This is a genomic window from Rhizobium sp. SVR5-2C (assembly GCF_056755115.1).
This window is the reverse complement of the sequence record NZ_JBNDHT010000036.1, coordinates 25,477-51,254: the sequence shown is the minus strand read 5'-3', so window position 1 is coordinate 51,254 and position 25,778 is coordinate 25,477. Positions and strand designations below refer to the sequence as shown.

Below are 25,778 nucleotides of genomic sequence, written 5' to 3'. Positions count from 1 at the left end.
TCGCTCCGGGTGAAGACCTTCGCACCGGCTTCACCATGCAGATGGTCGACGAGTTCCGCCATTCGACCATCCAGATGAACCTGAAAAAATGGTACATGGAGAACTACATCGATCCGGCCGGCTTCGACATCACCGAGGAAGCCTTCGGCAAGTGCTACGCCACGACGATCGGCCGCCAGTTCGGTGAGGGCTTCATCACCGGCGACGTGATGACCTCGGCCTGCCTGTACCTGACCGTGGTTGCGGAGACCGCGTTCACCAACACGCTCTTCGTCGCAATGCCGTCAGAGGCCGCCCGCAACGGCGACTATGCCCTGCCGACCGTGTTCCTGTCGGTGCAGTCCGACGAAAGCCGGCATATCGGCAACGGCCATTCGCTGCTGATGGCGGCACTGAAGGAGCCGGAAAACCACCTGCTTCTGGAGCGCGACCTGCGCTACGCCTTCTGGCAGAACCACGCCATCGTCGATGCGGCCATCGGCACCTTCATCGAATACGGCACCACGAACCGCGACAAGAACAAGGAGTCCTACGCGGAGATGTGGCATCGCTGGATCTTCGAGGACTACTATCGCACCTACATGCTGCCGCTCGAAAAATACGGCATCAAGATCCACCACGACGACGTGCATGAAGCCTGGAACCGCATCACCAAGAAGCACTACGTCCACAAGGTCGCGCAGTTCTTCGCGGTCGGTTGGCCGGTCAACTTCTGGCGCATCGAGGCCCAGCGCGAAGCCGACTTCGAATGGTTCGAGCACAAGTATCCGGGCTGGTATGCCCAGTTCGGCGAGTTCTGGCGGTGGTACGACAAGCTGAGCCGCCCAGGCGAAACGATCATCACCTTTAACGAGGATGTCGGCTACGTTTATCCGCATCGCTGCTGGAGCTGCCTCGTTCCCTGCCTGATCCGCGAGGACATGGTGGTCGACGAGATCGACGGCGAGCTGCACACCTTCGCCCATGAGCTCGACCGCTGGACCGCCGTCGAGGCATTCGCAGACGAATATCAGGGCCGGCCGACGCCCGCGATGGGCCGCTTCAGCGGCAAGCGCGAGTGGGAGACGCTCTACCACGGCTGGGATCTTGCCGACGCGATCAAGGACCTGAACTTCGTTCGCTCCGACGGCAAGACGCTGGTGCCGCAGCCGCACCTGCGCTTCGACTCCAAGGACATGTGGACGCTCGACGACGTCCGCGGCCACACGCTGCTGTCGCCGCTGACGCTGCTGCGTGAAATGTCGCCGGCGGAGCGGGAAAAGCACATCGCCGAATACCGCGCCGGCTTCACCATCAATCCTTGCAACTGAGCGCATGACAACGCGCGAAGGCCGTTCGCCGGCCTTCGCGGCATCCGGGAAGAGACCGCTCCCTCCGGGGAACGGTCGGATTTGGGAGATTTTTTGATATGGCTGACGCCCAAAAAGTGCATGTGGCCGCCCATAAGGTGCGGCTGGAGCCGGTCGGCGTGGAGTTCGAGGTCGAGAACGGCGAGACGGTCCTGAACGCCGCATTCCGACAGGGCATCGCACTGCCGCATGGCTGCAAGGAAGGACAATGTTCCGCCTGCAAATGCGTCCTGCTCGACGGCGAAGTCGACATGCTCAAATATTCGACCTTCGCACTGAACGACATGGAAAAGGATTCCGGTCACATACTGCTGTGCCGCTCCATGGCCTACTCGGATATGGAGGTCGAGCTTCTCAACTACGACGAGGAGGTGCTGTCGAAATCGATCGCCGTAAAGAGCTTCAAGGGTCGCATTTCCAATATCCAGAAGCTCACCCACGATATCAGAGGCATTGAAATCGAACTGGGTTCCCCGATGAAGTTCTGGGCGGGGCAATATGTCGACATCACGGTCACCACGGAAAAAGGGGAGACGATTACACGCTCGTTCTCCATGGCAAATACGCCGCGCGAAACCCAGAAACTCTCCTTCATCATCAAGAAATACCCGCAAGGAAAATTCTCCGGCGAGCTCGATTCAGGAGGAATCCGCGTCGGAGCAGACGTCACCGTCGTCGGACCTTACGGCACCTGCTTCCGACGGGAAGAACGTGAAGGACCCCTAGTGCTGGTCGGCGCCGGCTCCGGCATGTCGCCGGTCTGGTCGATCCTCAACGATCATCTGCTGAGCGGGGAATCCCGGTCCGTCTATTTCTTCTATGGGGCGAGGACGCCGGACGACCTCTTCTATCTCGACCAGATCGCCGCGCTCGTCGATCGCCATCCGGAAGTGACCTTCATACCGGTGCTGTCGCACGCCGACGAAACCAACGATTGGTCGGGCGAACGCGGCTTCGTCCACCAGGCGGTCGACGCCAGGCTCAAGGAGCTCGGGATCGACGGTGAAGGCGATGTCTATGCCTGCGGCCCACCGGTCATGATCGACGCGCTGCAGCCGGTTCTTTTCATGAACGGCTTCGAATCCGAACGCATCTTCTTTGACAAATTCACGACTTCGTCCGGAGGAGCTCCGGGTCACTAGAGCTGGACGAAGATCGGACAGCAACACCGCAACGCAACAAGGGAGCGAGAACTATGCCAGCATTATCAAGTTCAGTCGGATCAGGGGCCGCCGGAGCGGCGATATTCGCCGATTCCGACAGCCGCAGATACCGCTATTTCGAGCCGAAGGGCCAGCGTGCCACGCATTACGAGGACGTCACCGTCGACGTTCAGCCGGATCCCGAGCGCTACCTGATCCAGAACTGGATCATCTCCTTTGCCAATGGCAAGGGCGCCTATGTCAAGGACAACACCGCCGTCAGAAGCTCCAACTGGCATGCCTTCCGCGCGCCTGACCAGGAGTGGGAGCGAACCCATTACCAGCGGCAATCGAAGATCGAGACCATGGTGCAGAGCGTCATCGCCAATGCTCGCCGCGCCGGCGCGCCGAAGACCTTCGACAAGGCCTGGGCCAAGATCCTGCAGGCGCATCTCGGAGCCTGGAAGCATGTGGAGTTCGGCCTCGGCACCTCGCTGATGCAGGCGCAGCGCTACGGCTACACCCAGATGATCAACAACGCCACGCTCACCAACTCCTCCTACAAGCTCCGCCTCGCGCAGGACATCACCCTCTATCTCGCAGAGATCGGCATGGACATTCCGGGCTGGGACGATGAGCTCGGCAAGAAGACCTGGCTCGAGGACGGCATCTGGCAGCCCACCCGCGAGGCGATCGAGACCATCATGGGCGCGACCGACTATCTCGAGCAGTATTTCGCGATCAACATCGTGTTCGAGCCGTTGGTAGGCGAACTGTTCCGCTCGGGTTTCCTGATGCAGGTAGCCGCCGCCAACCACGATTTCGTCACGCCGCCGGTAGTCTCCGCGGCCGAGGCAGACTACGAGCGCAATCTCGCCAACGCGATCGACTTGATCTACCTGCTCGCCAACGACGATTCCTACGGCGACTTCAACAGGAAGATCGTCCAGGGCTGGCTCGCCAAGCATGGGGCCTTGGCTGAAAAAGCCGCGCAGGGGCTTCAGCCGATCTGGTCGATGCCGCATTCCAAGCCGGTTTCCTTCGCCGACGTCCAGGCCCAGAGCCAGGAACGCCTCGGCAAGATTCTCGGCGAACTCGATCTCAAGCGCTAATCGGAGGAGTGTTTTCCATGTCAACCGTTGCACGCGACAACTCGCACGACAACATCTTCAAGTCCATGAAGGATATCACCTTCGAGCAGACGATTTCCCACCAGTGTGGCGTCACCATGAACGACTCCGTCGAAGCGCGCGCCATTGCCGAATTCATGAGCAAGAAGCCCGGTGTGATCGTCACTTACCAGCCTGCCATGATCCGCATCGACGGCGATGGCAAGCTGATCTTCAAGATGGATGAGATCAGCGAATATCTCGGACGGGAGATGACCGCTGAAATCTTCGAGGTCAACACGTCCACGCACTATGGCCGCATGGTCCGTATCGACGACAACACCGTGATCCTCTTCGGCGATATGGATGAGGTGTTCGAATACATCTGACATCCCGAACGGCGATTGGAGGCGTGCCCTTCAAGGGCGCGCCTCCTCGAAACAAGACAGGTTTGGAGGAGAAAACCATGTACGTCACACCCGAAGGCAAAGAGATTTTCATCGTCGACGGCCATACGCATTTCTGGGACGGAAGCCCGGAAAACCAGCGAAACATTCACGGCAAGCAGTTCGTCGAATGCTTCTATGCCTACCACACTGCGCTCAGCCCCAAGGAGCAGCTTTGGGAGAAGAGCAAGTTCGAGAAATACAGCGCCGACGACCTCTACCGGGATCTGTTCATCGATGGTCCCGACGACGTGGCGATCGTCCAGTCGACCTATCTGAAGGATTTCTACAAGAACGGCTTCAACACGATCGAGCGCAATGCCGAGATGGCCAAGCGCTATCCGGAACGCTTCATCGTCAATGGCTCCTTCGATCCGCGAGATGGCGAGAAGGCCATCGAATACATTCACTACATGAAGGAGACCTACGACATTCAGGGCGTGAAGATGTACACGGCCGAATGGAACGGCGCCTCCAAGGGCTGGAGGCTCAACGATCCCGACGCCTATCGCTGCTTCGAGCTCTGCGAGAAGCTCGGCATCAAGAACATCCATGTCCACAAGGGCCCGACGATCATTCCGCTCAACAAGGATGCCTTCGACGTCCATGACGTCGACTATGCCGCGACAGACTTCCAAAACCTCAACTGGATCGTCGAGCATTGCGGCCTGCCGCGCCTCGACGACTTCTGTTGGATTGGCGTCCAGGAGACCAATGTCTATGGCGGGCTTGCCGTGGCCCTGCCGTTCATCCATTCGCGGCCACGCTATTTCGCCGAGGTGATTTCCGAACTGCTGTTCTGGGTCGGTCCCGAGAAAATCCTGTTTGGGTCCGACTACGCGATCTGGACGCCGCGCTGGCTGGTTGAGAAGTTCTGGGCGTTCGAATTGCCCGAGGATATCAAGCAGGAACGCGGCGTCGATCTGACGCTGGAGATCAAGGAGAAGATCCTCGGCCTGAATGCGGCACGCCTCTACGGCATCGACATCGCCGCGAAGAAGAAAGCGCTTGCCGGATCGCCATTCAGCGTTGCCGCGGAGTGAGCCGATGAGCGCCACCGGTCTGAATGAAAGCCGCCAGAGGGAGCTCTGGCGGCGGTTGGAGCAGGTGAACGACCCGGAATTGGATGAACCGGTCACGGAGATGGGTTTCATCGAGCAGGTTGGGATCGCCGACAATGGCGACGTCGAAGTCGACTTTCGCCTGCCAACCTATTGGTGCTCGCCCAATTTCGCGTTCCTGATGCTGGAGGACATGCGGGCGGCGCTCGAGGCGCTGTCATGGTCGCCGCGCTTCCGCATTGCACTGCATGACCACATGTTCGCGGAGGAAGTGAACCAGGGGATTGCAGACGGCAAGAGCTTCGGGGAGATTTTCGGCACATTAGCCGAAAAGGTCGATCTGGAAGCGTTGCGCGAGAAGTTTCGTCTCAAGGCTTTCAAGCGGCGGCAGGAGGCAGTGATCCTCGACCTCCGGGCTGCCGGACTTTCCGATGGGGCGATCGTCGGCATGACGCTCATCGATCTGGATGCTCTGCCTAGAGGAGAGAACGATACGGCCAAGCGCAGGCTCCGCTATCGCGAGTCTCTGCTCGCGCGCCGGCCCGGCTTGCGTGCGAATGCCAGGGTGATCGTCGATTGGGAGGGCACGCCGGTCGAAGTGGATGCATTGGCGACTCATCTCGCCCACCTCCGCAGCGTGCGCATCAACATGGAGTTCAACGGCGCGCTCTGTCGTGGGCTGAAGCAGACGCGATACAAGGAGATGGAAAGGATCGACGGCGAGCCGACCTTGGTCGACTTCATCGTCGGGCGCGTTCCGTCTCCCGCCATACCGCCTCACGCGACCGATCATTAAGACGACAGCCTGCAGGGAAAGATCCCACGCAACGAACCGCCGTTCAGGCGGAAGGAGGAGGAGTCATGCCAAAACTGATGCTACACAATTCCGAAGCTCGGCGCGCGCTTGCGCGCGGCGTCGGGCGGCTCGCCGCTGCGGTCGAGCCCACTCTCGGCCCCCGGGGAATGAATGCCATGATCGACCGTCCGATCGGCACGCCGCTGGTCACGCGCGACGGCGTCAGCATCGCCTCGGAGATCGAGCTCTCCGATCGTTTTGAGAACATGGGCGCGCAAGTGGTCCGCGAAGTCTCAATGCAGACGAACGATATTGCCGGCGACGGCACGACGACGGCCATCGTGCTGGCCAATGCGCTGGTGCAGGAGGGGATCGCGGCCAATGAGCAAGGCGCCAAATCCGTCGACCTCTGCAAGGGCATCGATCTCGCGGTGGAGAAGATCGTAGAGGCGCTGAGGAGCAGGGCCAGGCCGGTCAACGGCAATGGCGTTCTGTCGGCGGTCGCCAATATCGCCGCCACCGATCCGAAGCTCGGCGCGCTCGTCGCAGAGGCCTATGAACGGGTGGGAACGGAGGGCGTCATCACCACCGATTTCAGCGTGACGACGGAGACCACGCTGGATGTCGCCGAGGGAATGTTGTTCGACCGCGGTTACCTCTCGCATCACATGGTCACCGATAAGGACAAGATGGAGGCCGTTCTCGAACATCCCCTCATCCTGATGACCGATCTCAAGATCAAGGATCCATCCTCCCTCGACGCAGCTCGCCGCATCGCCGACGCGGCGGGCCGGCCCCTGCTGATCCTTGCCGAAGAGATGTCGCCGGAGGCCGTTGTGGCATTGCTCGGCAAAGAGGGCTCCGGCAAATATCTGGTCATACACCCCCCGGAATACGGCCATTGGCGAAAGGCGCTGATGGAGGATCTGGCGATTCTGACCGGCGGCCGGGTGATTGCCCGTGACCTCGGCGGCAGGCTGGAGGACATAACCTCCGACGATCTCGGTTCGACCGAACGGGTGAGAACCACTTCCACCTACACCACGATCGTCCGCGGCGGCGGCGATCCGGCGGCGATCGCCGCACGGCGGGCGCAAGTTCAGCGTCAATACGAGATCGCGCCGCCCAATATCGAGCAGGACAAGCTGCGCGAGCGGCTTGCCAAGCTTTCCGGCGGTACGGCCGTGATCTATGCCGGCGGGGTCACGCCCGTCGAGCAGAAACGCACGATCCAGCTCATCGAGGATTCCCTGCATGCCGTGCGCGCCGCGGTGGAAGAGGGTGTCGTCGCCGGCGGCGGCTCGGCGCTCGCCCAGGTCGCGCCGGTTCTGGATCACGTCCTGCAGACGGTCAGCGGCGATGTGGCGGAAGGAGTGCGCCTCGTCAGGTCCGTGCTGACGCGGCCACTTTCGCGAATTGCCGTCAATGCCGGTGCCGATCCGGCAGCGGTCGTCGAGGAGGTTACCCGCGTGAATGGCGGCTATGGTTATAACGCCTCGACCGGCAAGTACCAGAACATGATTGAAGCCGGCATCATCGATCCGGTGCGCGTCACCTACACGGCATTGCGCAACGCGGCATCGGTGGCGAAGCTTATCCTGACGACGGAGACGCTGATCGGCGACCTCGCCGAAGACGAGCTCGATCCGACCGCCGGACCGGCTCTGGGCGGCGGGGCAGAGCGACTGGGGCGACCCTAACCGGGATTGATTGCCGGCGGCGATCTGCCGCCGGCGATGCCTTTCGAAGGGCAGCTTTCCGAAACGACAAGGAAAACGTAATGGACCAGAAAACTGATAGCGTAAGCAAGTGTCCCGTGCCGCACGGCAATGCCGCAAATCGCCCGGCCAACCGCGACTGGTGGCCGAACCGGCTCGACGTGCAGGTTCTGCACGGCCACAATGTCCGCTCCGATCCGATGGGCGAAGCGTTCAATTATGCCGAGGAATTCAAGAAGCTCGATCTCGATGCGCTGAAGAAGGACCTTCATGCGCTGATGACCGACTCGCAGGAATGGTGGCCGGCAGATTTCGGCCATTACGGCGGTCTCTTTATCCGCATGGCATGGCACAGCGCCGGCACCTACCGCATCACGGACGGCCGCGGTGGCGCCGGCCAGGGTCAGCAGCGCTTCGCACCACTGAATAGCTGGCCTGACAACGTCAACCTCGACAAGGCCCGCCGCCTTCTCTGGCCGATCAAGCAGAAATACGGCAACAGCATTTCATGGGCCGACCTTTTGATCCTCACCGGCAACGTTGCACTCGAGTCGATGGGTTTCAAGACCTTCGGATTCGCCGGCGGCCGCGCCGATGTCTGGGAGCCGGAAGAACTCTATTGGGGTCCCGAGGGCACCTGGCTCGGCGACGAGCGCTACAGCGGCGAGCGCGAACTCGCAGAGCCGCTCGGTGCCGTGCAGATGGGCCTCATCTACGTCAACCCGGAAGGCCCGAACGGCAATCCGAATCCGCTCGCCTCGGCCCGCGACATCCGCGAAACCTTCGCCCGCATGGCGATGAACGACGAGGAAACCGTCGCGCTGATCGCCGGCGGCCACACCTTCGGCAAGACCCACGGCGCCGGTGACCCGTCCTTCGTCGGCTCCGAGCCTGAAGGCGGCGCGATCGAAGACCAGGGCCTCGGCTGGAAGAGTTCGTTCGGCAAAGGCAGCGCCGGCGACACGATCGGCAGCGGGCTTGAAGTCACCTGGACGCAGACGCCGACGCAGTGGAGCAACTACTTCTTCGAAAACCTGTTCGGTTTCGAATGGGAGCTGACCACAAGCCCGGCTGGCGCCAAGCAGTGGGTGGCGAAGGACGCTGAGGCGTCCGTTCCCGATGCCTTCGATGCGTCGAAGAAGCATCGTCCGACCATGCTGACCAGCGACCTGGCGCTGCGCTTCGATCCGATCTACGAGAAGATCTCTCGCCGCTTCCTCGAAAAACCGGCTGAGTTCGCCGACGCCTTCGCCCGCGCCTGGTTCAAGCTGACCCACCGCGACATGGGTCCGAAGGTCCGCTATCTCGGAGCGGAAGTTCCGGCTGAAGACCTGATCTGGCAGGACGTGATCCCTGAAGTCGACCACAAGCTCGTCAACGACGCCGACATCGCGGGTCTGAAGGAAAAAGTGCTCGCGACCGGTCTTTCCGTGCAGGAACTCGTTTCCACCGCCTGGGCGTCTGCCTCCAGCTTCCGCGGCTCGGACAAGCACGGCGGCGCCAATGGTGCGCGTGTCCGTCTTGCTCCACAGAAGGATTGGGAAGCCAACCAGCCGGCGCAGCTCGCCAAGGTTCTCGGCATTCTCGAACGCATCCAGAAGGACTTCAACGCTGCCCAGACTGGTGGCAAGAAGATATCGCTGGCCGACCTGATCGTTCTGGCCGGTGCGGCCGGTGTCGAAAAGGCGGCAAAGGCCGCGGGCCAGACGGTCAACGTTTCGGTCACGCCGGGCCGCATGGATGCGTCCGACGCGCAGACCGACGCAGCGTCCTTCGCTGCGCTTGAGCTGCGCGCCGACGCGTTCCGCAACTATGTCAACGGCAAGCGCAGGCAGTTCATGCGGGCCGAAGAGGCTCTCGTCGACCGGGCACAGCTGCTGACGCTGTCTGCACCTGAGATGACCGTCCTCATCGGCGGCCTGCGCGTGCTGAAGGCGGGCGCTCCGGAACATGGGGTCTTCACCTCGCGGCCGGAAACGCTGACCAACGATTTCTTCGTGAACCTGCTCGATATGGGCACGAAGTGGGCACCGCTTGCCGGCAAGGACGGCGTCTACGAAGGACGCGACCGCAAGACGAACGAACTGAAGTGGACCGGCACCCGTGTCGACTTGATCTTCGGCTCGCATTCGCAGCTTCGCGCCATCGCCGAAGTCTATGGCCAGTCCGATGCCAAGGCGAAGTTCGTCAAGGACTTCGCCTTGGCCTGGAACAAGGTCATGAACGCCGATCGCTTCGATCTCGCCCGGTAAGACGGCGTCCGGGCGCGTGCTTCCCATTGCGCCCGGACTTCCTCGTGTTCCGGAGCGGCCGGCATTGCCCATGCAATGCCGGCGCACCTTTTCAGGCATAGCTGCGCTTGATCCCGAACTGGTCCATTTTCCGGTAAAGGGTCGGTCGCGATATTCCGAGCCGAAGTGCAACCTTGCTCAGATTACCACGCTCTGCCGCCAGCGCCGCAATGATTGCATGGCGCTCTGCCTCGGCAAAACTGAGGACATAATCTTCTGCCTCCATGGGGTCACTGCCAACCTGCCAATGTTCAGCCATCTCGGCAGGTAGGTCGTCAATGCAGACCAGGCGGTTGCCGGCAAAGAGATGCAGCCGCTCTACGAGATTTCGCAGTTCCCGTACATTGCCGGGCCAACGGTAGGCGACGATCGCATCAAGCACCTCGTTGGTGAAACGGAGCGAGGACACGCCTCTTCGATTGGCCATGATGCGATTAAAGTGATCGAGCAGCAGCAGACAGTCATCACCACGGTCCCTCAGCGGAGGGACCTCGATCGAAACGGCGCTGACGCGATAGAAAAGATCGCGGCGGAAACGACCAGCGGCTACCTCCTGTTTGAGATCGCGGTTAGTCGAGGCGACGAGCCTGACGTCGACAGATCGCGCACGGCTGTCCCCAAGGCGGTGAACTACGCGCTCTTCTAACACGCGCAGCAGGAACGGCTGGATATCCAGCGGCATTTCACCGATTTCGTCGAGACTGAGGACGCCGCCATTTGCCAGTTCAAAGACACCGGCCTTACCGTCGCGCGAAGCCCCGGTGAAGGCGCCGGGCACGTGGCCGAACAATTCGCTGCCGAAGAGTTCCTTCGTCACAGCGCCGCAATTGAGTGCGATGAAGGGACTGCCGGCGGATTTTCGGCTGCCGGCATGGATGAGACGCGCGAACAGTTCCTTGCCGACGCCAGTCTCCCCTTCGATCAGTAGCGACGTCACGTCCTCCGTTTCCGCGACCCGGCAGGCTATATCGACGGCCGTGCAAAGGGCTTCGCTTTCACCGACGATCTGGGCGCATGCTTCCTTCAACAGATCGGACGCGCGACTGACGATCGACACAGTTCGACCGCCGGCATTTTTCGGGAACACCAGAGCGGCGCCGCGAATATCACCGTCCAGTTCGAGCGGACAAACATCGCAATTGCGCATTGTTTCAGGAAGGCTGGTGGCGACGGTGTCCAAAAAGCCGGAGCCCGTCAGCTCCGGCGACCAACAGTTCGCGCCGCCCTGACGAACGGTTTCGCCGAGCCGCCGCCCTTCCGGCAACGGTACGTTGTTGTGGTAGATTGCCCGGCCTTGCCGATCGATGATCAGCAGACCATCGCTGGCGTGATAGTTGTTCGCGGAGGCGATGAAGGCCTCCAGCAGCCGCATTCGTTCAGCCGTCTGCGAGTCGGCGAGCGCTCTCTCTATCTCGCGTGCCGCGGCGGCAACGAGTGCGATGTTGTGGAGGCGGAAGATATCGGGGTGTCCCGAAAGATCGACAACGCCAATGATCTTGCCGTCGAAGGGATCCCGGATCGGCGCGCCAGCGCAGGTCCAGCTCTTGATGCCGGCGCAGAAGTGTTCGGCCGCGTGAACGAAGACCGGCTCGCCGGTCCAAAGAGCAGTCCCGATACCATTGGTGCCGACGACGTCTTCGGTCCACTTGCCCCCAACGCCGAGGTGGATGTTCATGCCGTCGAAGATGGTCCTCTTGTCGCCAATGACATTGATCAGGACACCATCACTGTCGGCGAGGGCGAGCATGGCGCCGGTTCCGTCCAGCATTCGGCCGATCATCGAAAATGGACGCGTTGCGGCCTCCATCAGTTCGGAGCTGCCGCGTGTCAGCGCCTCAACGGCATCGCGATCGGTCTCGATGGGTGCCTCATTGCGTTGGGAATTGATGCCCCCCTCGGCGCAGCGATACCAGGAATCGTGAATTGTAGAGCGCACCGGCAGTGTATTGCGCTTGGTTTCATTTTTGCCCTCCAGAAGTCTTTCCCAAGCCTTGGTAACACCGACTTCATCATAATCGGAGCGCAGCAGAGCGCCGCTCGGCATGAGAGCGGAGATGTGGGGTACTCGTTCCGGGTCAATTTCGTTTATGCCATGTGAATTCCGCTTCATGGAGCTCTCACAGATTGAGCATCGAGAAAAATTCGGCGCTCGCCAGCGGCCGCGGCCTTGCCGAAAATGGGGAGATCAGGTTTCCGGGACCATGTCGATACGGCGGCCGATATCGGCCGTAAGTTCTTCCACGTCATAGGATGTCCCAATTACTACGCCGTCCATGTCGACAAGTGCCTCGGTGGTCGCATCGTCAAGCGGCGCGATATAGCCATTACCCTTAACGGCCAGGGTGAAGATCTTGCCGCTGGGGGTCTCGCGGATGTCGCCGAAATGCTGAAGTTGGCGCCCCGAATTTACATCGACGGCAATCACGCGGCCATTGGGCGTCGCCCTGATCCGTGGCTCAGGTACGGATTCAACGGCCGGGGTATTGCCGATGTTGATGATGAGCCCATCCGGCTGCGGGAGCTCGCGCGGCTTTTGGGACAGGGAATAACGGCCATTGCTCAGATGGTCGGCAAGCTTGGTGATCACGCCACGATTCTGTTCGATGAAGCGCCTGATCTGGACGTCCTCGCGCCGAGGTCCATCCCGCTTCGAAAATATCTCGACCATGAATCCTCCCAGATCATGATTGCATTTTCTAACGCGTTGTTATCGCAAAGCGTAGCACATTTCCTCCAATGCACCAGCGTAAAGCCTTATCACCGGTGGGCACGAAATGGTGGTACAGGAGGGCGGCATACGGAGATATCGGTCGATCGGGCTCGAGATAATTCGTCTTGACCAACTCTCCTCAATTTTGATCTGCGGTCAAACCGGAAGATGACAACCCTCCGCTTACGGAAACCCGGTACACTCGATCGCTTGCCAATGATCTCCAGACGCTTACAAAAAACTAACTGCCTTTACCGGGTGTTCACCGATCGTGACACCGCTCGCGGGTGAGGCGACGCCAGAGCCAATGTCTCCTCCCGCCAATCGTCACGACCACTTCGTCCAGATGCCAGACATCGCTTGGGCCTGGCGGTTTTCGACGTAAACGGCCGGCATAGTCTGGGCCGAACTTCCCGGCCCAACAAGGGATCGTCTCAGAGGAAACGACGATACCGCGCTCCAACAGCATCTCTTCTACCAGACGCAGGCTCAGCGGAAATCGGAAGTAGAGCCGGACCGCATGGGCGATCACAGACGGTGGGAAACGATGACGCTTGTAACTGACTTTGGGCTGGAGCATGACCGCCGACTAGCAGCCAACAACGTCAACTCCGGTTAACCTGACATCACCCCCGCCGTTTCTGTTTTCTCAATCTCGAGGTCGCTCCGGAACGAAAAGGGCTCGGTCCATATGAACCCAGCGCTCTATCTCCTGCCAGACTGTCCTCACACGCGGGGATTCCGCAAGGTCGCTATGCACCACCATCCAATATGTGCGCTCCAGCCGGACAAGGTCTGGCAAAATCATTTCGAGCGACGGATCGATATCGGCCATGTAGCAAGGCAAAATTCCCATAACGGCCCCGCTTCTCACAGCCTCGAGCTGCGCGGTTACTTCCGTCGTTCGAAGATCCGGCGTGATGACAACATCGCCGAAGGTCATCATGTCGAGTTCGGTCGTATACAGTAACTCGTTGATGTAGCCGCACCAACGGTGGTCTCGAAGGTCCTCAATGACCAACGGGCGCTTTCTCGAGTTGAAATAGTCGCACTGAGCGTAGGCCGCAAGCACGTATGATGAAAGCTTTTTAAACCGAACGTCGCCCGTTTCTGGTCGATCCATGACAATGGCGATGTCGACATCGCGCATTCCGAGTGAAAACGTTCTCGGCAGTGCGACGAGTTCAATTTCCAGTCCGGGAAACATCTCCCCGAGCAGGGGAAGGCGGGCTGCCAGATAATGTGCGCCAAAGCCGACCGATGTACCGATGCGGACTCGTCCTGATATTTCCCGATTGCTCTCTCTGAGGCTCATGACATCGCGAATTATGATCGACTCCAGCCTCTCCGCCGCTGCGAGGAGTTTTGAGCCCTCACTCGTCAAGCTCAAGCGTCGGCCAGCCCGCTCGAAAAGCGAAACGCCCATCTTTTCTTCCAAGCGCACGATGCGCCGGCTGATCGTCGATTGTTCGAGACCAAGTGTCCGCGTCGCTCCGGCCATCTGTCCCGCCCTGGCAACCCCCAAAAAGACCCGTATATCGCCCCATTCCATGCCTGGTCGGCTCCATTGTTAATCCGCATTTCGCAACTGCATCGCATCCTTGAAGAACGGCCAGACGGGTCCCCCCAAGGCTCGATCATCGTCTGACAGGTTACCATGTCGCTGTGCAATCATACGATGCAAGATACGTGGGTTATGTCAGAGCAATTCGTCGCACATACTGCATGGAGATTGCTCCCCGAATGGAGATGAAGACGATAAATCCCGGGAGGACGGATCGTCCGTGAACCGCCACCGAGACTGTGAATTTTGCAAAAGCCAATCCCGATCTTTCGCATTGAACCTTCGTTCAAGGCCAGTCATGTCTCGTGGCGGGAGATTTCATTGAGGATGAGCTTGGCAGGAAGAGGTCAGCAATTCTCATAGATAGCACAGCGCCAAAAGGAGGCGTTTATGAACAACGGTATCAACGATAAAGTTGTGCTCATTACTGGTGGTGGCTCCGGCATCGGTGCAGAGACGGCGCGTCATCTGGCCTCCAAAGGGGCTAAAGTCGCTGTAGCGGCGCGCCGGAAGGACAAACTCGACGCGGTCGTGCAGACGATCACCGAGGCTGGCGGAACCGCAAGGGCATATGTGCTGGATGTTGTGAACAAGGATCAGGCGAAATCCGTCGTCAACGCTGTACTAGCTGATTTTGGCAGGCTTGACGTTCTGGTCAACAATGCGGGCATCATGCCGATACGCCCCATGTCGGAGGTTAACACCGAAGAATGGGACGCCATGATCGACGTCAATATCAAAGGGACCCTCTACGGCATTGCTGCGGCGCTTCCGATTTTTCTGAAGCAGGAGAGCGGTCATATCATCAATCTGACTTCGATCGCCGGCATCAAGGTCTTTGCACCTGGCGGGACAGTCTATTCCGGTACCAAATTCGCCGTGCGAGCCATTTCCGAGGGATTGCGGCAAGAAGTTGGTACCAAGTTGCGGGTAACGACTGTTGCGCCTGGAGCGGTGGACAGCGAGCTCAAATTCACGACAACCGGAACGGCTGAATCGGCGGTGCATGATTTTTATAAGATTGCCATGCCGGCAAGTTCAATTGCCCGAGCAATCGCATACGCCGTCGAGCAACCAACCGACGTCGATGTCAACGAAATCGTGGTCCGTCCTATCGTGCAGGACTTCTGACGCCTTAGGAGACATTTGTGGGGACCGGTCTAAGGATCGGTCTCCCGAATTGCCGGTCAACCTGCCGAGGCAGGCTCAGAGCTTTCTTGACGGGCCACTCCTATCGTCCTCCTTCAAGATCGCTGGCTCCAAAATTAGCGGTCTGGCTGGCGTACCGCGCATCGCCACAGCGGATTGCCTATCCTGCCTTGGTTTTGTGTGCCGAAAGAGCAGCAAAGCTCGCGAAATGTGCGATTGCGAGAACGGTCAGGGCGCCGATTGCAATCGCATAGCCGCCAGTCAGGTCATAGAGCAAACTGGCAATCAAAGGACCGCCTGCCATGCCCATGCCTGACGCCAAGCGGCAGAGGCTGAGGACACCGGCCAATGCCGTGAGACTTACGATCAGCCGAGCTCCATTCGCAAGCAGAACCTGCTGGCCGCCAAAGGCGACGCCGAGGACCAGGGGGTAGATGAAGAGCATCGCACTGCTGCCGGAATTCACGACGACCGTCAGTGTCAGGAAAGTGATGACGGCAGCCAAAGCTGCAATGAGCATGGTCCTTGCCGGTCCCCAGAAGTCGCAGACCCAACCTGATATCAGGCGCCAGGCGAAAACGACGAGACCGGCGATCGCGGCCAGCCAGACTGCATTGTCTTCACCGATGTTCTGCTCATCGAAAAGCGCGATCTGCTGCGTCAGGAGGCCATGATAGACCGCAGAACCGCAGAAATAGCTGATGATGAGAGCAGCGAAGACGAACAGCGGCAGCCCACCGGTCCCTTTCGCGGACTGAGACCGCCGGACCTTCTTGATACGATCCATCAGCAGCAGATGGATTGGAAAGCCGATAAGCGCGATCGCCACTCCAATCGAAAAATATGCGCTGCGCCAGCCAAGATGTACAATCAGCAAGTGGATGACCGGGATGCCGAGAAATGCGGCAAGGCCCGAGCCGGCGTCAGCTATAGCCATCGCAGTCGCCGGACGTTCGCGAAAACGGCCCGCAAGGACCGTAAAGACTGCATAGGAACTTGTGCAATGCGTGCCAAGCCCCGCAAGTAGTCCAAAGGCGAGCCAATATTGGGTGATGCTACTGACGGCAGCTGTCAGCATAAACGCGAAGGCGAGCAACAGCGAGGCGCCCGCTAGGAGCCTGCGGCTGTCATAGCGGCCGAGGAGATAACCGAAGAAAGGCGCGGTAACCGCGTTGATAAGGGCGAAGGCACCATAAGCGCCGGAAATCGACGACCGCGACCAGTGGAATTCGGCTTCAAGTGCTACGAGAAACAGCCCGAACGAGTTCCAAACAAGGCCCGAGACCATCATCAGCAGGAATGCGGCGGCAAGCCTGACGCGCTTTGCCGTCCGCACCTGGCGTTGCCGCGTCGTATCCGCAGCACGGATCATGATTGCGGCAGTCGTCATTGTCAGTTCACGCGATAGCGCTTGACCATGTCCCAATCGAGCTCGATCCCGAAACCGGGGCCTTGCGGAACCTGAATGATGCCGTTGCTGGGATTGGGCCTGTTGGCGATCAGCCCGGCCCAGATCGGGTCGCGCGCGGGCTCAAAGCATTCGACGCAAACCCCGTGCGGGATTGCGGCGATCATATGCATAGCAATCTGCGACTCCTCATGATGGCCGACGCGCAGGTCATAGAGCGCGCACATAGCCGCCGCGCGACGCCATTCCGTAATGCCACCGGCTTCTGACGCATCAAAATTGACGATATCGACCGCACCCTCGGCGATCAGGCGGCGGACGCCTGCGGCGCTGACCTCGCTCTGGCCGGCGTCGATCGGAATGCTCGTCGAGCGCCTTACCTGCGCCATCATGCGAGCATCGTCGTACCAGTGGCAAGGCTCTTCGAACCACGCGATATTGTACTTCTCGATCAGCCTTGCAAAGGTCACGGCTTCGGAAGCCGACCAGCCACGGTTAGCATCGACAGCAATCCAAAAATCGTCGCCGCCGCCCTTGCGGGCTGCCTCGACGCGCTTGGCGTCCTCTTCCGGCGAGAGACCGCCAACCTTGACCTTGCAGCCGGCGAGACCCGCTTCGCGCAGCCGCTCCATTTCCTTTCCTAGATCGGACAGCGTCTTGCCTTCCTCGTAGTAGCCGCCGATGCAGATGATCGGGATTTCCTGGCGATAGCCGCCGAGAAGGCGGCAGACATTGACGCCGGTGGCCTTGCCGATCAAATCCCAGATGGCGCTGTCCATGCAGGCGATCGCTTCCATCACCAGCTTCCGGTCGCGGTTCCACTCTGCCGCCTTGAACATCTTCTTCCAGAGGCGTTCGACGGCGAAGACCTCTTCACCGATCAGCATCGGCACCAGTTCCTTTTCGATGATCTCGACGACGTCGCGCATGTGATCGCGATTGTCACCGTTGTAGATTTCGCTGATTAGTCCTGTATCAGTCTCCATGCGCGTGATGATCGTGCAGCGCTTGGTGACGTTGTAGCGGCTGCCGCCGAAATTGCGGGCAAGTGGGATCTCGACGGCGATGACCGTCACGTTCTTGATCTTCATTTTTTCCTCTGGATTAGACGATGAAAGCTATTCGCCCTTGCTGCCGCCTTCCGACAGACCGACGACGAGTTTTCTTTGGACGAGCAGGTAGAAAAGGATGACGGGGATAGTCACCAGCACTGCCCCCGAAAGCAGCATGCCCCACGAATAAATGTTGTCCTGTCCGATCCAGGTTGCGAGGCCAAGCGGCAGCGTCTTGTTCGTCTCCGAGGAGATGAAGACCAGGGCGAAGAGAAACTCGTTCCAGGCGTGGTTAAAGCTGAAGACGCCGACCGATACGATGCCCGGAAGTGCGAGCGGCACCGTGACCCGCATCATCGCTCCGAGCCTCGTGCAGCCGTCGATCATGGCGCTCTCTTCGAGGCTCACGGGAATGGCGTTGAAATAGGATCGCATGAACCAGAGCGCGAGCGGCAGCGTGAAGGCCGTATTGGCGACGATCAGCGAAATCAACGTATCGGCCATGCCGAGCTTTACCACGTAGATGTAAAGCGGCAGTACGATCAGTACTTCGGGCAGCATGTAGCAGATCAGCGTCGCGCTCGAAAAAGCCCTGATGCCGAAGAAATTGAAACGGCTGAGGCTGTAGGCGCCGAGACCGCCGACAATCAGCGATAGGAATGTTGCCCCAAAGGCAACGATCAGGCTGTTTGCAAAATAGGTGAGGAAGTTGGTCTGCACGAAGAGGTCGCGATAATTCTGCAACGTCCACTCATGCGGCAGAAAGGTCGGAGGCGTGGCGTAAAGTTCGCCGCCGGGTTTGAACGAGCAGATCAGCATCCAGAACAGCGGGAAGCCGATCACGGTCACTGCAGTCAGCACCAAGAGATACAGCATGATCTTGCTGGTGAGATAATGAACGTCCATCATTTCGCGATTGCGCGGAGCGGACGTGTCGACGCTTTGAACGATGGCGGTCACTGGCGTGCCTCCGCTCTCTTGATGAAGAAAAAGTAGATCGCAAGCAGGACGCAGAGGATGGCGAGCGTGATGATCGCGATCGCGGCAGCACGACCGAACTCGAAATCCGAGAATGCCTTGAGATAGACGAGAACCGGCAGCGTCGTCGTTGCATCCAGTGGTCCGCCGCCCGTCATCAGGTAGATGATTTCGAACTTGTTGAAGGACCAGATGGTTCTGAGAAGTGTCGTCAGCAGGAAGACAGGCATCACGTAGGGCAGGGTAATGCGCCAGAATTGTTGGAAGCTCGAAGCCCCGTCGATCTTGGCGGCCTCATACTGCTCCTGCGGGATCGACTGGAGGATGCCGAGGATCGCGATGACCGCGAAGGGGAAGAACTTCCAGACCCCCACCATGATGACGGAGACCATTGCCAGCGATTGACTGTTCAGCCAGAGCAGCGGCTGGCTGATCAGGCCGATGCCGATCAGGGTGGCGTTGATGATTCCGACGATGTCGTGAAGCATGTAGCGCCACGTAAGCACGGCAACGACGGTCGGGACGAGGTAGGGTGCCAGAATGACGGCGCGGGCAGCGCCGCGGAACTGGAAGCTCTTGTTAAGCAGAAGCGCCAGTCCCAGCCCCAAGAGCATTTCGAGTGCTACGCTGCCGAAGACCCAGACGAAGGTGTTCCATAGCGCAGTTAGAAAAGTCGGTTCGGTCAGGGCCCAGGCAAAGTTTTCAAGCCCAACGAATGGCCCGCTGGTGTCACCCATGCCCACATCCTGCATGGAGGTGAAGAAGACGGTGATCGTCGGGACGCCGGCAAGCAGGAGCAGCAGGAAGGCGCTCGGCGCGAGCGTTGCGTAGGCGAGCAGCCGGTCACCGGCAAGGGCTGTCTTGGAGTCAGCCATGTGCGGTCCTCCGTTTGGGAAGAGTTGCCGTCTGCGCGACCGCTTTGCCGCTTGCGGTATCGAAGCGTCGCAGCTCCTCGTTGGCGACGGCGAAGGCAACGTCGGTGTTCAGCACCGGCGTGTAGTGGATGCTGGACGGGATACGGGCAATGACCGGCGTTTCAGGAAGATCGCCGCCGATATTGCCGTAAAGCAAGCGGTCACCACCGAGATATTCGACGCGGTGAATTCTGAAGGTGACGCTGGTAACAGAGCTTGCTTCGGGGAAATGCGACTTCGGCAGGAAGTTCTCGGGCCTGAAGCCGAGCGTCATGTCCCCGGTGACGACCAGGTTCATGGGCGGCGACCCCATGAAGGTGGCGACGAACGTGTCCGCCGGATTGAGGTAGATTTCTTCTGGCGTGCCGATCTGGCGAATGGTGCCCGCCTGCATGACCACGATGCGGTCGCCAAGCCCCATCGCCTCGACCTGGTCATGGGTCACATAGATGGAGGTGACGCCCACACGGTCCTGAAACTGGCGCAATTCCTCGCGCGCCGAATGGCGAAGCTTGGCATCCAGGTTCGACAACGGTTCATCAAGCAGGAAGACATCGGGATCACGCACCAGCGAGCGGGCAAGCGCCACACGCTGACGCTCGCCGCCTGACATCTGGCGCGGCTTCCGCTTCAGCATGCGCGTCAAGCCAACGAGTTCTGCGGCCCACTTGACCTTGTCGTCCGTCGTCTTCTTGTCGACGCCGCGAACGTTGAGCGGAAAGGCGATGTTGTCGTAGACGGACAAATGCGGATAGAGCGCATAGTTCTGGAAAACCATCGCGATATTGCGGTCCTTCGGCTGCAGCCGTGTCGCCCGGCGCTCGCCGATGAAAATGTCGCCATAGGTTGGCAACTCGAGGCCTGCAATCATGCGCAGAAGCGTGCTCTTGCCGCATCCGGAGGGTCCGAGAAGCACGAGGAATTCGCCATCGTTGACCGTCAGGTCGACATTTGAAACGGCAGTATGATCCGTGAAGATTTTGCTGACCTGCTTGATTTCAACTCGTGCCATTGTTCTCTCTCGCGTTCGCGGCATTGGAATTTGCAACGGCATCGCCGGCGAGCCGGTGCGCTTGCTCCATGAGCGTCTTTTCCGCCGCGGCAATGCGCCCGGAAATCTCGGCTATTTGCCGAAGATCGGCATCAAGTGTTGCTTTTCTCCTGCCGATCATTTCGTTCATGCGCGCCGGGGCAGGCCCGCCTGTCACCGTACGGCTGCGAAGATTTTCGCCAGGCTTCAGCGCCTTCGCGACTTCGTCTTCTGAAATCCCCAGGGTGTGACCGAAGAGAGCGACGGAAGCGTCGTCGATGTCGGCGGACGTGATATCCATTGCCGTAAGATGCGCTTCAATCGTCTGCCGGACAATCCGGCCGACAACGTTATGTGCCATGCGGAAAGACATTCCGGTTTCGCGAACGATGACGTCAGCGAGTTCTGTCGCCGTGCCAAAGCCTATCTCGGCAAGATGCAGCATCTTGTCCGGCTTGACCGTCATGGTACGCACCGCACCTTCGAACACCGTCAGCGCCTTGATGACGCGCTCGATCATGTCCATTGCTGGAGCGTTTCCGGCCGAGACGCCGTCATTGACGTCGGCAAGGGCGGTATTCTTCGAGGCCGCAAGAACGGTCGTCAGGTTACCTGTCGCCATCGCGGCAACGGCTTTGACATGCTCCAGCGCTTGCGGGTTCTTCTTCTGCGGCATGATGCTGCTGACGCTGGAATAGGCATCGTCGAGCTCGATCATACCGAACTCCATCGTGTTCCAGCTCTGCAAATCCGTTGCGACGCGTGAGATGCCCGTCATGAGGATGGCGAGCGCGGCCGAGGCTTCCTGCAGATCGTCGCGGATTGAAACAGCGTCATAGGCGACCTCCGCAAGACGCGCGAAGCCAAGCAGACCAGCGGTTCTTTCGCGATCGATCGGAAAGCCCGTGGTGGAAAGTGCACCCGAACCTAGTGGGCTGCGGTCACAGCACTCCAGCGCATGCTGGATACGAATGTAGTCGCGCTCGGCAAGATCGGCGGCCGAAAGAAGATAGTAACCGAGGGAAATCGGCTGGGCATGCTGCGTATGCGTATAGCCCGGCATCACCGTCTCGATATGCTCCTCGGCCAGACGGAGCAATGTGCCTCTCACGGCGGCAACCGTCTCAAGCAGCTTGATCAGCGATGCGCGCAGCGCAAGACGCCAGGAGGTGGTGTGCAGATCGTTGCGGCTGCGCCCCGTATGCAGGCGCCCACCGGTCTCCGGCCCGAGTTTCTCGACGATATAGCGCTCGATGTAGGAGTATAGATCCTCCTGCTGATAGTCGATCGTCAGGGCCTGGACACCGGATGCCTTGAGGTCGAGCAGGACTGCGATGATCCGGGCGATGTCCTCACGGGCCACAATGGCGCATTCGGCCAGCATGACGGCATGGGCGAGATGGATGCGCATCTCTGGCTCGAACTGGAAGCGGATGCCTGCGGCCACCGCCGGTCCGAAGTAAGAATCCACCATCGCCTGAGCAGGCGGCGACTTGACGCGTTCGCGCAGCGACACCACCGGTGCTGCCGGGTGTTCCTGAGACATGAATTTCTCCTGAATGAGAGGTCTGCGCGCATTTCGCGCAGACCGGATTCCGTTATTTCTTCAGATCTTTGACGATTGCTTCCATACGGGTCTGACCCCATTTGGCAGCTTCAGCCGGATCCTCGCCCTGCAGCACGACGCGCTGTACGACCTGAGCTGGGATGTCGCGGGCAACGATCGATCCGATGTAGGGATTGACCACGCCGGAGCGGATGACCTTGCCATCCTTGAACTGCGCGCCGGCCTCGGATTCGAAGTCCAGAGAATTCGATGTGTCGAAGGCGGTCCGCGAAATATCTTCCCGCCCGCTGAGGCTTGCAGCCGAACCTGCTTTGATCACCTCTTCCTGCACGTTCTTCAGCGGCGGGATCAGATGCGGATGCACCGTCAGCGAAAAGTCCTTGAGGCGATCGCCAGAGACGATGAATTCGAGGAACTTGCGCGCGGCGTCGACATTCTTGGCGCCAACCTTCTCGGACGAGAGCGCGAAGCTATTCGAGTTCACGAATTTCACGCCCACGCCGCTCGGTCCGATGGGTGTCGGAGCGGCACTGGTGTTCTTGAAAAGATCCGGAGTGTTCAACGCCGCATTGGCAATCAGGCGTGGCGCATATTCGTCAAGACCGATCTTACCGGTCAAATAGACGTTGATCATGTCGCCGTAAGAATAGGACCCAACACCCTGCGGTGAGAATTTCGCCATGTCCTTCAGGAAGGTCAGCGCCTTGACGGTGCCCGGGTTGTCGAAGGTGACGTTGAGGTCCTTGTCGAAATAGGTGCCGCCCGCGCTCCAGATCATTTGCGACAGGAAGATGCCCGTCATGCGGTTCTTGCCGGCCGGGAACATGAAGCCGAAATTGCCGTCGCTTGTAAGCTTTTCGGCAGCACTCTTCAGATCTTCCCAGGTCTTCGGCGTGGCGACATCCTTTGCCTTCATGAGATCGTCGCGCTGCCACAGTACGCCATAGTTTCCGAGCGTATAGGGAATGTCGTAGACCTTGCCCTCAACAGGGACGAGAGATCCCGGAACGTATTCGTTGCGGCCGATCTGATCGACCATGTCGTCGAGCGGAACCAGGTAGCCCTTGCGCGCGAATTCGAAGCGCTCCTCGGGAAGGATCTTGAAAATTTCCGGCATCGTCTTGGTGTTGATCGATGCGAGGACCTTCTGAAGACGGCCATCCGTGCTAACAGCTTCCATCTCGATTTTGATATCGGGATTCTGCGCTTCGAATTCCTTGATGGCTTTGTTGAAGAATTCAATGCTCGGCGGATCGGTCTCATTATGCAGGAAACGAACCACCTTCGTTTCCGCCCAAGCCGCGCTGGACATCAGAAGCGCGACAAGACCGCTACTGGCACCAATGACCAAATGTCTTCTGGAAATCATTCTATTCTCCTCCCTTGGTATTCCGATGCACACCGCCAGCGAACCGGCGGCCTCCTATGTGCTTAACGAATAAGTAAGCAGGCTTGTTGTCATCCGTCCACAGCATGTTATCTATATCGGATATTCATTTTTCGGATGGCTTGCGATGGAACTTGGCGAGTTGAGGATTTTTGTCCGGGCCGCAGAGCTTGGAAGTTTCAGCAAGGCAGCCGTATCGACGGGCGTTGCGCAACCGACGGTAAGCCGCGTCATCGGCGAGCTGGAAGCGGAATGGGACGGCCCGCTTTTTTACCGGACAGGCAGGGGCGTTTCGCTTTCGGAACTCGGTGAAGAAGCACTTACGAAGGCTCGGTTTCTATTACGAGAAGCCGACCAGGCGAGCGAAGATCTGCGCGCCTTTAGCCGGCTGCCCAGCGGTATCGTGTCGCTCGGTCTGCCGACGTCTCTCGTTGAACCCGTCGTGCCGGTTCTGGTCAACGAATTGCGGCGAGACCTGCCCGGCATTCGCCTTCAGGTTTACGAAGGGTTCAGCGATCAGATCGAACGCTGGCTGGCCGAAGGGACGATCGATATCGGCGCCTATAGCAAATATCGCGAAGGTGAAAAGACGTCTTCTCTCCTGCTGGAATCGCGCCTGGTCCTTGCCGGGCCGCTGGAAAGCTGGAATATCCCTCCGGAAATCGACTTCGAGCGCCTTGCCGATTACGACCTCGTCCTGCCGGCAAGAACGAACGGCCTGAGGATCATGGTCGATTCCGTCGCGCGGCGTCTCAAGGTGCCGCTCAATGTCATTGCCGATATCGACTCGACCATCGGACAGAAGGCCATGGCTGCCCACTGTGGCTGCTACATGGTGAAGGCGCCTCACACCATCGCCGATGAAACGGCCCGGGGCATGTTCGCAAGCAGCGTCATCCGCAACCCGTTCATAACCAGACATGTCACGCTCGTCACCGGCCACCAGCGTCCGCTCAGCCGGGCAAGCAGAGAGGTTGCTTCTAGGCTGACCGCAACCCTGGAAAGGCTGACACGAGAGTGACGCAGCATTGCGCCGGAAAATATGATGCCTGCGGTTCGGATCCCCTCAAGGCCCCTGTTCTGCGCAGCGCATGAAGAGACGGGAGGACATCGCAGGCCAATTCTGTGGCTGCTGCTGAGCCGGAATCAGGGGCGGTTCAACGCGAAACTGCCGCCGCCGTTCTTCAAGATGTCGATGAATGCCTCCGCTGGCCAGGACAGCGGGGCACCGGGTAGAGTGATGATGCCATATTCAGACGCCTTGTCCGAGAGGAAGGGACGCATGACGATCGCATCGCTGCGGAAGAATTCGGCAATCAGCGTCGGAACGATGGCAATCCCGAGCCCTTGAGCTGCGCAGGCGCATGCAGTTTCCACCGAATGGACTTCGAGGCTGCAGCGATAGGACGGTACCATGCGCCGCAATTCGTGCTCGAGTTCATTGCGGTTGATCCGTTGCCGACCAAGCAGAATGAGATCGTTGCGCGCAAGGTCGTTCACGTTGACCGCCTCCTTGCTGGTAAGCGAATGGTTGGCCGGCATGACGCAGGTGGTGCCGCTCGCAAAAAGCGGGCGCGTTTCGAAGGAATAGTTCTCAGCAGGTAGGCGCACGAAACCAAGATCGGCAACGCGATTATGCACCAGCCGTTCGATCGCGTCATAAGGGCCGCTGAGGATTTCGACCGTCACGCGTGGATGATCCGCCTTGAACCGCGCAACGAGGGGCGGCAGCATGGTGGTCGACAGGCTGTGCGGAAAGGCGACGCGGACCAATGCCTCTCCGAAGACGCCGGATTTCACGTCGCCGATCTTGACGCGTAGGCGCGACACACTTTGGGCGACCTCGTCGACTTCGTCGACGAGCAGATGTGCTTCCGGGCGCGGTATCAAGCGCCCCTTGTCCCGCAGGAAAAGCTCACGACCGATCTCTTCTTCCAACGACGCAAGTTGCCGGCTGATCGCTGATTGCGAAAGGCCAAGCTGCGCGGCTGCCGCCATGGTGGAGCCGGTGTCCATGATCGTCTTGAAGATTTCGAGCTGTCGGAAATTCATGGCGCGATCCTATGGGCAAGTTCATGGGGAGCACAAGGCCAACCGGCGGCTGACC

General features: G+C 59.5%; 21 protein-coding genes and 1 pseudogene. 10 read left to right on the top strand and 12 right to left on the bottom strand.

Features of this window, described 5'->3' with window-relative positions; all coding sequences use genetic code 11:
- The 8 genes from ACPYOI_RS13070 to katG all read left to right on the top strand — a co-directional run.
- On the top strand, positions 1-1,310 hold a 1,310-nt coding region (locus tag ACPYOI_RS13070), incomplete at its 5' end, for a ferritin family protein (protein WP_481422930.1).
- A 98-nt stretch (positions 1,311-1,408) separates the two neighbouring features.
- On the top strand, positions 1,409-2,491 hold the full coding sequence (locus tag ACPYOI_RS13065; protein WP_481415359.1) for a 2Fe-2S iron-sulfur cluster-binding protein: 1,083 nt from the start codon (positions 1,409-1,411) through the stop codon (positions 2,489-2,491).
- Positions 2,492-2,544: 53 nt separating this feature from the next.
- Positions 2,545-3,603 carry an aromatic/alkene monooxygenase hydroxylase subunit beta gene (locus ACPYOI_RS13060; protein WP_481415358.1) on the top strand — a complete coding sequence of 353 codons (1,059 nt, stop codon included), beginning with the start codon at positions 2,545-2,547 and terminating at the stop codon, positions 3,601-3,603.
- Positions 3,604-3,620: 17 nt separating this feature from the next.
- Positions 3,621-3,989 carry an MmoB/DmpM family protein gene (locus ACPYOI_RS13055; RefSeq protein WP_481415357.1) on the top strand — a complete coding sequence of 123 codons (369 nt, stop codon included), beginning with the start codon at positions 3,621-3,623 and terminating at the stop codon, positions 3,987-3,989.
- A 77-nt stretch (positions 3,990-4,066) separates the two neighbouring features.
- On the top strand, positions 4,067-5,089 hold the full coding sequence (locus ACPYOI_RS13050) for an amidohydrolase family protein (protein ID WP_481415356.1): 1,023 nt from the start codon (positions 4,067-4,069) through the stop codon (positions 5,087-5,089).
- A 4-nt stretch (positions 5,090-5,093) separates the two neighbouring features.
- Positions 5,094-5,903 (top strand): iron-sulfur cluster assembly protein, encoded by an 810-nt coding sequence (locus ACPYOI_RS13045; RefSeq protein ID WP_481415355.1) that lies wholly within the window; start codon positions 5,094-5,096, stop codon positions 5,901-5,903.
- A gap of 65 nt (positions 5,904-5,968) precedes the next feature.
- A complete protein-coding gene (gene groEL / locus ACPYOI_RS13040) occupies positions 5,969-7,603 on the top strand; it encodes a chaperonin GroEL (RefSeq protein ID WP_481415354.1) in 1,635 nt (544 codons plus the stop codon).
- An 80-nt stretch (positions 7,604-7,683) separates the two neighbouring features.
- The gene (katG, locus tag ACPYOI_RS13035) at positions 7,684-9,873 is read left to right on the top strand and encodes a catalase/peroxidase HPI (RefSeq protein ID WP_481422929.1); all 2,190 of its coding nucleotides are present in this window, start codon (positions 7,684-7,686) and stop codon (positions 9,871-9,873) included.
- Positions 9,874-9,964: 91 nt separating this feature from the next.
- On the opposite strand, the gene ACPYOI_RS13030 is transcribed toward katG, so the two are convergent.
- The 4 genes and pseudogenes from ACPYOI_RS13030 to ACPYOI_RS13015 all read right to left on the bottom strand — a co-directional run bounded on the left by ACPYOI_RS13030 (position 9,965) and on the right by ACPYOI_RS13015 (position 14,174).
- The gene (locus ACPYOI_RS13030; RefSeq protein WP_481415352.1) at positions 9,965-12,022 is read right to left on the bottom strand and encodes a sigma-54-dependent Fis family transcriptional regulator; all 2,058 of its coding nucleotides are present in this window, start codon (positions 12,020-12,022) and stop codon (positions 9,965-9,967) included.
- Positions 12,023-12,097: 75 nt separating this feature from the next.
- Complete coding sequence (locus ACPYOI_RS13025; RefSeq protein WP_481415351.1) at positions 12,098-12,580, bottom strand: hypothetical protein; 483 nt, start codon at positions 12,578-12,580, stop codon at positions 12,098-12,100.
- Between the two features lie 337 nt (positions 12,581-12,917).
- Positions 12,918-13,202 (bottom strand): annotated as a pseudogene (locus ACPYOI_RS13020) (IS6 family transposase); the annotation flags it as partial.
- Positions 13,203-13,271: 69 nt separating this feature from the next.
- Complete coding sequence (locus ACPYOI_RS13015) at positions 13,272-14,174, bottom strand: LysR family transcriptional regulator (RefSeq protein WP_481415350.1); 903 nt, start codon at positions 14,172-14,174, stop codon at positions 13,272-13,274.
- A 402-nt stretch (positions 14,175-14,576) separates the two neighbouring features.
- On the opposite strand from ACPYOI_RS13015, the gene ACPYOI_RS13010 reads away from it, so the two are divergent.
- Positions 14,577-15,317, top strand: a complete 741-nt coding sequence (locus ACPYOI_RS13010; RefSeq protein WP_481415349.1) for an SDR family oxidoreductase — start codon at positions 14,577-14,579, stop codon at positions 15,315-15,317.
- A 178-nt stretch (positions 15,318-15,495) separates the two neighbouring features.
- Here the strand turns inward: ACPYOI_RS13010 and ACPYOI_RS13005 are convergent, their stop codons facing one another.
- The 7 genes from ACPYOI_RS13005 to ACPYOI_RS12975 are packed head-to-tail and all read right to left on the bottom strand — an operon-like array spanning position 15,496 to position 23,653.
- Positions 15,496-16,725: an MFS transporter gene (locus ACPYOI_RS13005; protein WP_481415348.1), complete on the bottom strand. Its 1,230-nt coding sequence runs from the start codon at positions 16,723-16,725 to the stop codon at positions 15,496-15,498.
- A gap of 2 nt (positions 16,726-16,727) precedes the next feature.
- Positions 16,728-17,834, bottom strand: coding sequence for a mandelate racemase/muconate lactonizing enzyme family protein (locus ACPYOI_RS13000; RefSeq protein WP_481415347.1), 1,107 nt, complete (start codon positions 17,832-17,834; stop codon positions 16,728-16,730).
- 27 nt (positions 17,835-17,861) lie between these two features.
- Complete coding sequence (locus ACPYOI_RS12995) at positions 17,862-18,755, bottom strand: carbohydrate ABC transporter permease (protein ID WP_168830143.1); 894 nt, start codon at positions 18,753-18,755, stop codon at positions 17,862-17,864.
- On the bottom strand, positions 18,752-19,648 hold the full coding sequence (locus ACPYOI_RS12990; protein ID WP_481415346.1) for a carbohydrate ABC transporter permease: 897 nt from the start codon (positions 19,646-19,648) through the stop codon (positions 18,752-18,754). The genes ACPYOI_RS12995 and ACPYOI_RS12990 overlap by 4 nt, the downstream gene beginning before the upstream one ends.
- On the bottom strand, positions 19,641-20,699 hold the full coding sequence (locus tag ACPYOI_RS12985; RefSeq protein WP_481415345.1) for an ABC transporter ATP-binding protein: 1,059 nt from the start codon (positions 20,697-20,699) through the stop codon (positions 19,641-19,643). The genes ACPYOI_RS12990 and ACPYOI_RS12985 overlap by 8 nt, the downstream gene beginning before the upstream one ends.
- Positions 20,686-22,263: an argininosuccinate lyase gene (gene argH, locus ACPYOI_RS12980; protein WP_481415344.1), complete on the bottom strand. Its 1,578-nt coding sequence runs from the start codon at positions 22,261-22,263 to the stop codon at positions 20,686-20,688. Before argH ends, ACPYOI_RS12985 begins: the two co-directional genes overlap by 14 nt.
- 52 nt (positions 22,264-22,315) lie before the next feature.
- Complete coding sequence (locus ACPYOI_RS12975; RefSeq protein ID WP_481415343.1) at positions 22,316-23,653, bottom strand: ABC transporter substrate-binding protein; 1,338 nt, start codon at positions 23,651-23,653, stop codon at positions 22,316-22,318.
- 145 nt (positions 23,654-23,798) lie between these two features.
- Between ACPYOI_RS12975 and ACPYOI_RS12970 the strand changes: the two genes are divergently transcribed.
- Positions 23,799-24,692: a LysR family transcriptional regulator gene (locus ACPYOI_RS12970; RefSeq protein ID WP_481415342.1), complete on the top strand. Its 894-nt coding sequence runs from the start codon at positions 23,799-23,801 to the stop codon at positions 24,690-24,692.
- A gap of 125 nt (positions 24,693-24,817) precedes the next feature.
- On the opposite strand, the gene ACPYOI_RS12965 is transcribed toward ACPYOI_RS12970, so the two are convergent.
- A complete protein-coding gene (locus ACPYOI_RS12965) occupies positions 24,818-25,723 on the bottom strand; it encodes a LysR family transcriptional regulator (RefSeq protein WP_481415341.1) in 906 nt (301 codons plus the stop codon).
- Positions 25,724-25,778: the final 55 nt, after the last annotated feature.

Coding starts and splice junctions, on each gene's coding strand:
- ACPYOI_RS13065 (WP_481415359.1), top strand. CDS start 1,409: ATGGCTGACGCCCAAAAAGTGCATGTGGCCGCCCATAAGGTGCGGCTG.
- ACPYOI_RS13060 (WP_481415358.1), top strand. CDS start 2,545: ATGCCAGCATTATCAAGTTCAGTCGGATCAGGGGCCGCCGGAGCGGCG.
- ACPYOI_RS13055 (WP_481415357.1), top strand. CDS start 3,621: ATGTCAACCGTTGCACGCGACAACTCGCACGACAACATCTTCAAGTCC.
- ACPYOI_RS13050 (WP_481415356.1), top strand. CDS start 4,067: ATGTACGTCACACCCGAAGGCAAAGAGATTTTCATCGTCGACGGCCAT.
- ACPYOI_RS13045 (WP_481415355.1), top strand. CDS start 5,094: ATGAGCGCCACCGGTCTGAATGAAAGCCGCCAGAGGGAGCTCTGGCGG.
- groEL (WP_481415354.1), top strand. CDS start 5,969: ATGCCAAAACTGATGCTACACAATTCCGAAGCTCGGCGCGCGCTTGCG.
- katG (WP_481422929.1), top strand. CDS start 7,684: ATGGACCAGAAAACTGATAGCGTAAGCAAGTGTCCCGTGCCGCACGGC.
- ACPYOI_RS13030 (WP_481415352.1), bottom strand. CDS start 12,022: ATGAAGCGGAATTCACATGGCATAAACGAAATTGACCCGGAACGAGTA.
- ACPYOI_RS13025 (WP_481415351.1), bottom strand. CDS start 12,580: ATGGTCGAGATATTTTCGAAGCGGGATGGACCTCGGCGCGAGGACGTC.
- ACPYOI_RS13015 (WP_481415350.1), bottom strand. CDS start 14,174: ATGGAATGGGGCGATATACGGGTCTTTTTGGGGGTTGCCAGGGCGGGA.
- ACPYOI_RS13010 (WP_481415349.1), top strand. CDS start 14,577: ATGAACAACGGTATCAACGATAAAGTTGTGCTCATTACTGGTGGTGGC.
- ACPYOI_RS13005 (WP_481415348.1), bottom strand. CDS start 16,725: ATGACGACTGCCGCAATCATGATCCGTGCTGCGGATACGACGCGGCAA.
- ACPYOI_RS13000 (WP_481415347.1), bottom strand. CDS start 17,834: ATGAAGATCAAGAACGTGACGGTCATCGCCGTCGAGATCCCACTTGCC.
- ACPYOI_RS12990 (WP_481415346.1), bottom strand. CDS start 19,648: ATGGCTGACTCCAAGACAGCCCTTGCCGGTGACCGGCTGCTCGCCTAC.
- ACPYOI_RS12985 (WP_481415345.1), bottom strand. CDS start 20,699: ATGGCACGAGTTGAAATCAAGCAGGTCAGCAAAATCTTCACGGATCAT.
- argH (WP_481415344.1), bottom strand. CDS start 22,263: ATGTCTCAGGAACACCCGGCAGCACCGGTGGTGTCGCTGCGCGAACGC.
- ACPYOI_RS12975 (WP_481415343.1), bottom strand. CDS start 23,653: ATGATTTCCAGAAGACATTTGGTCATTGGTGCCAGTAGCGGTCTTGTC.
- ACPYOI_RS12970 (WP_481415342.1), top strand. CDS start 23,799: ATGGAACTTGGCGAGTTGAGGATTTTTGTCCGGGCCGCAGAGCTTGGA.
- ACPYOI_RS12965 (WP_481415341.1), bottom strand. CDS start 25,723: ATGAATTTCCGACAGCTCGAAATCTTCAAGACGATCATGGACACCGGC.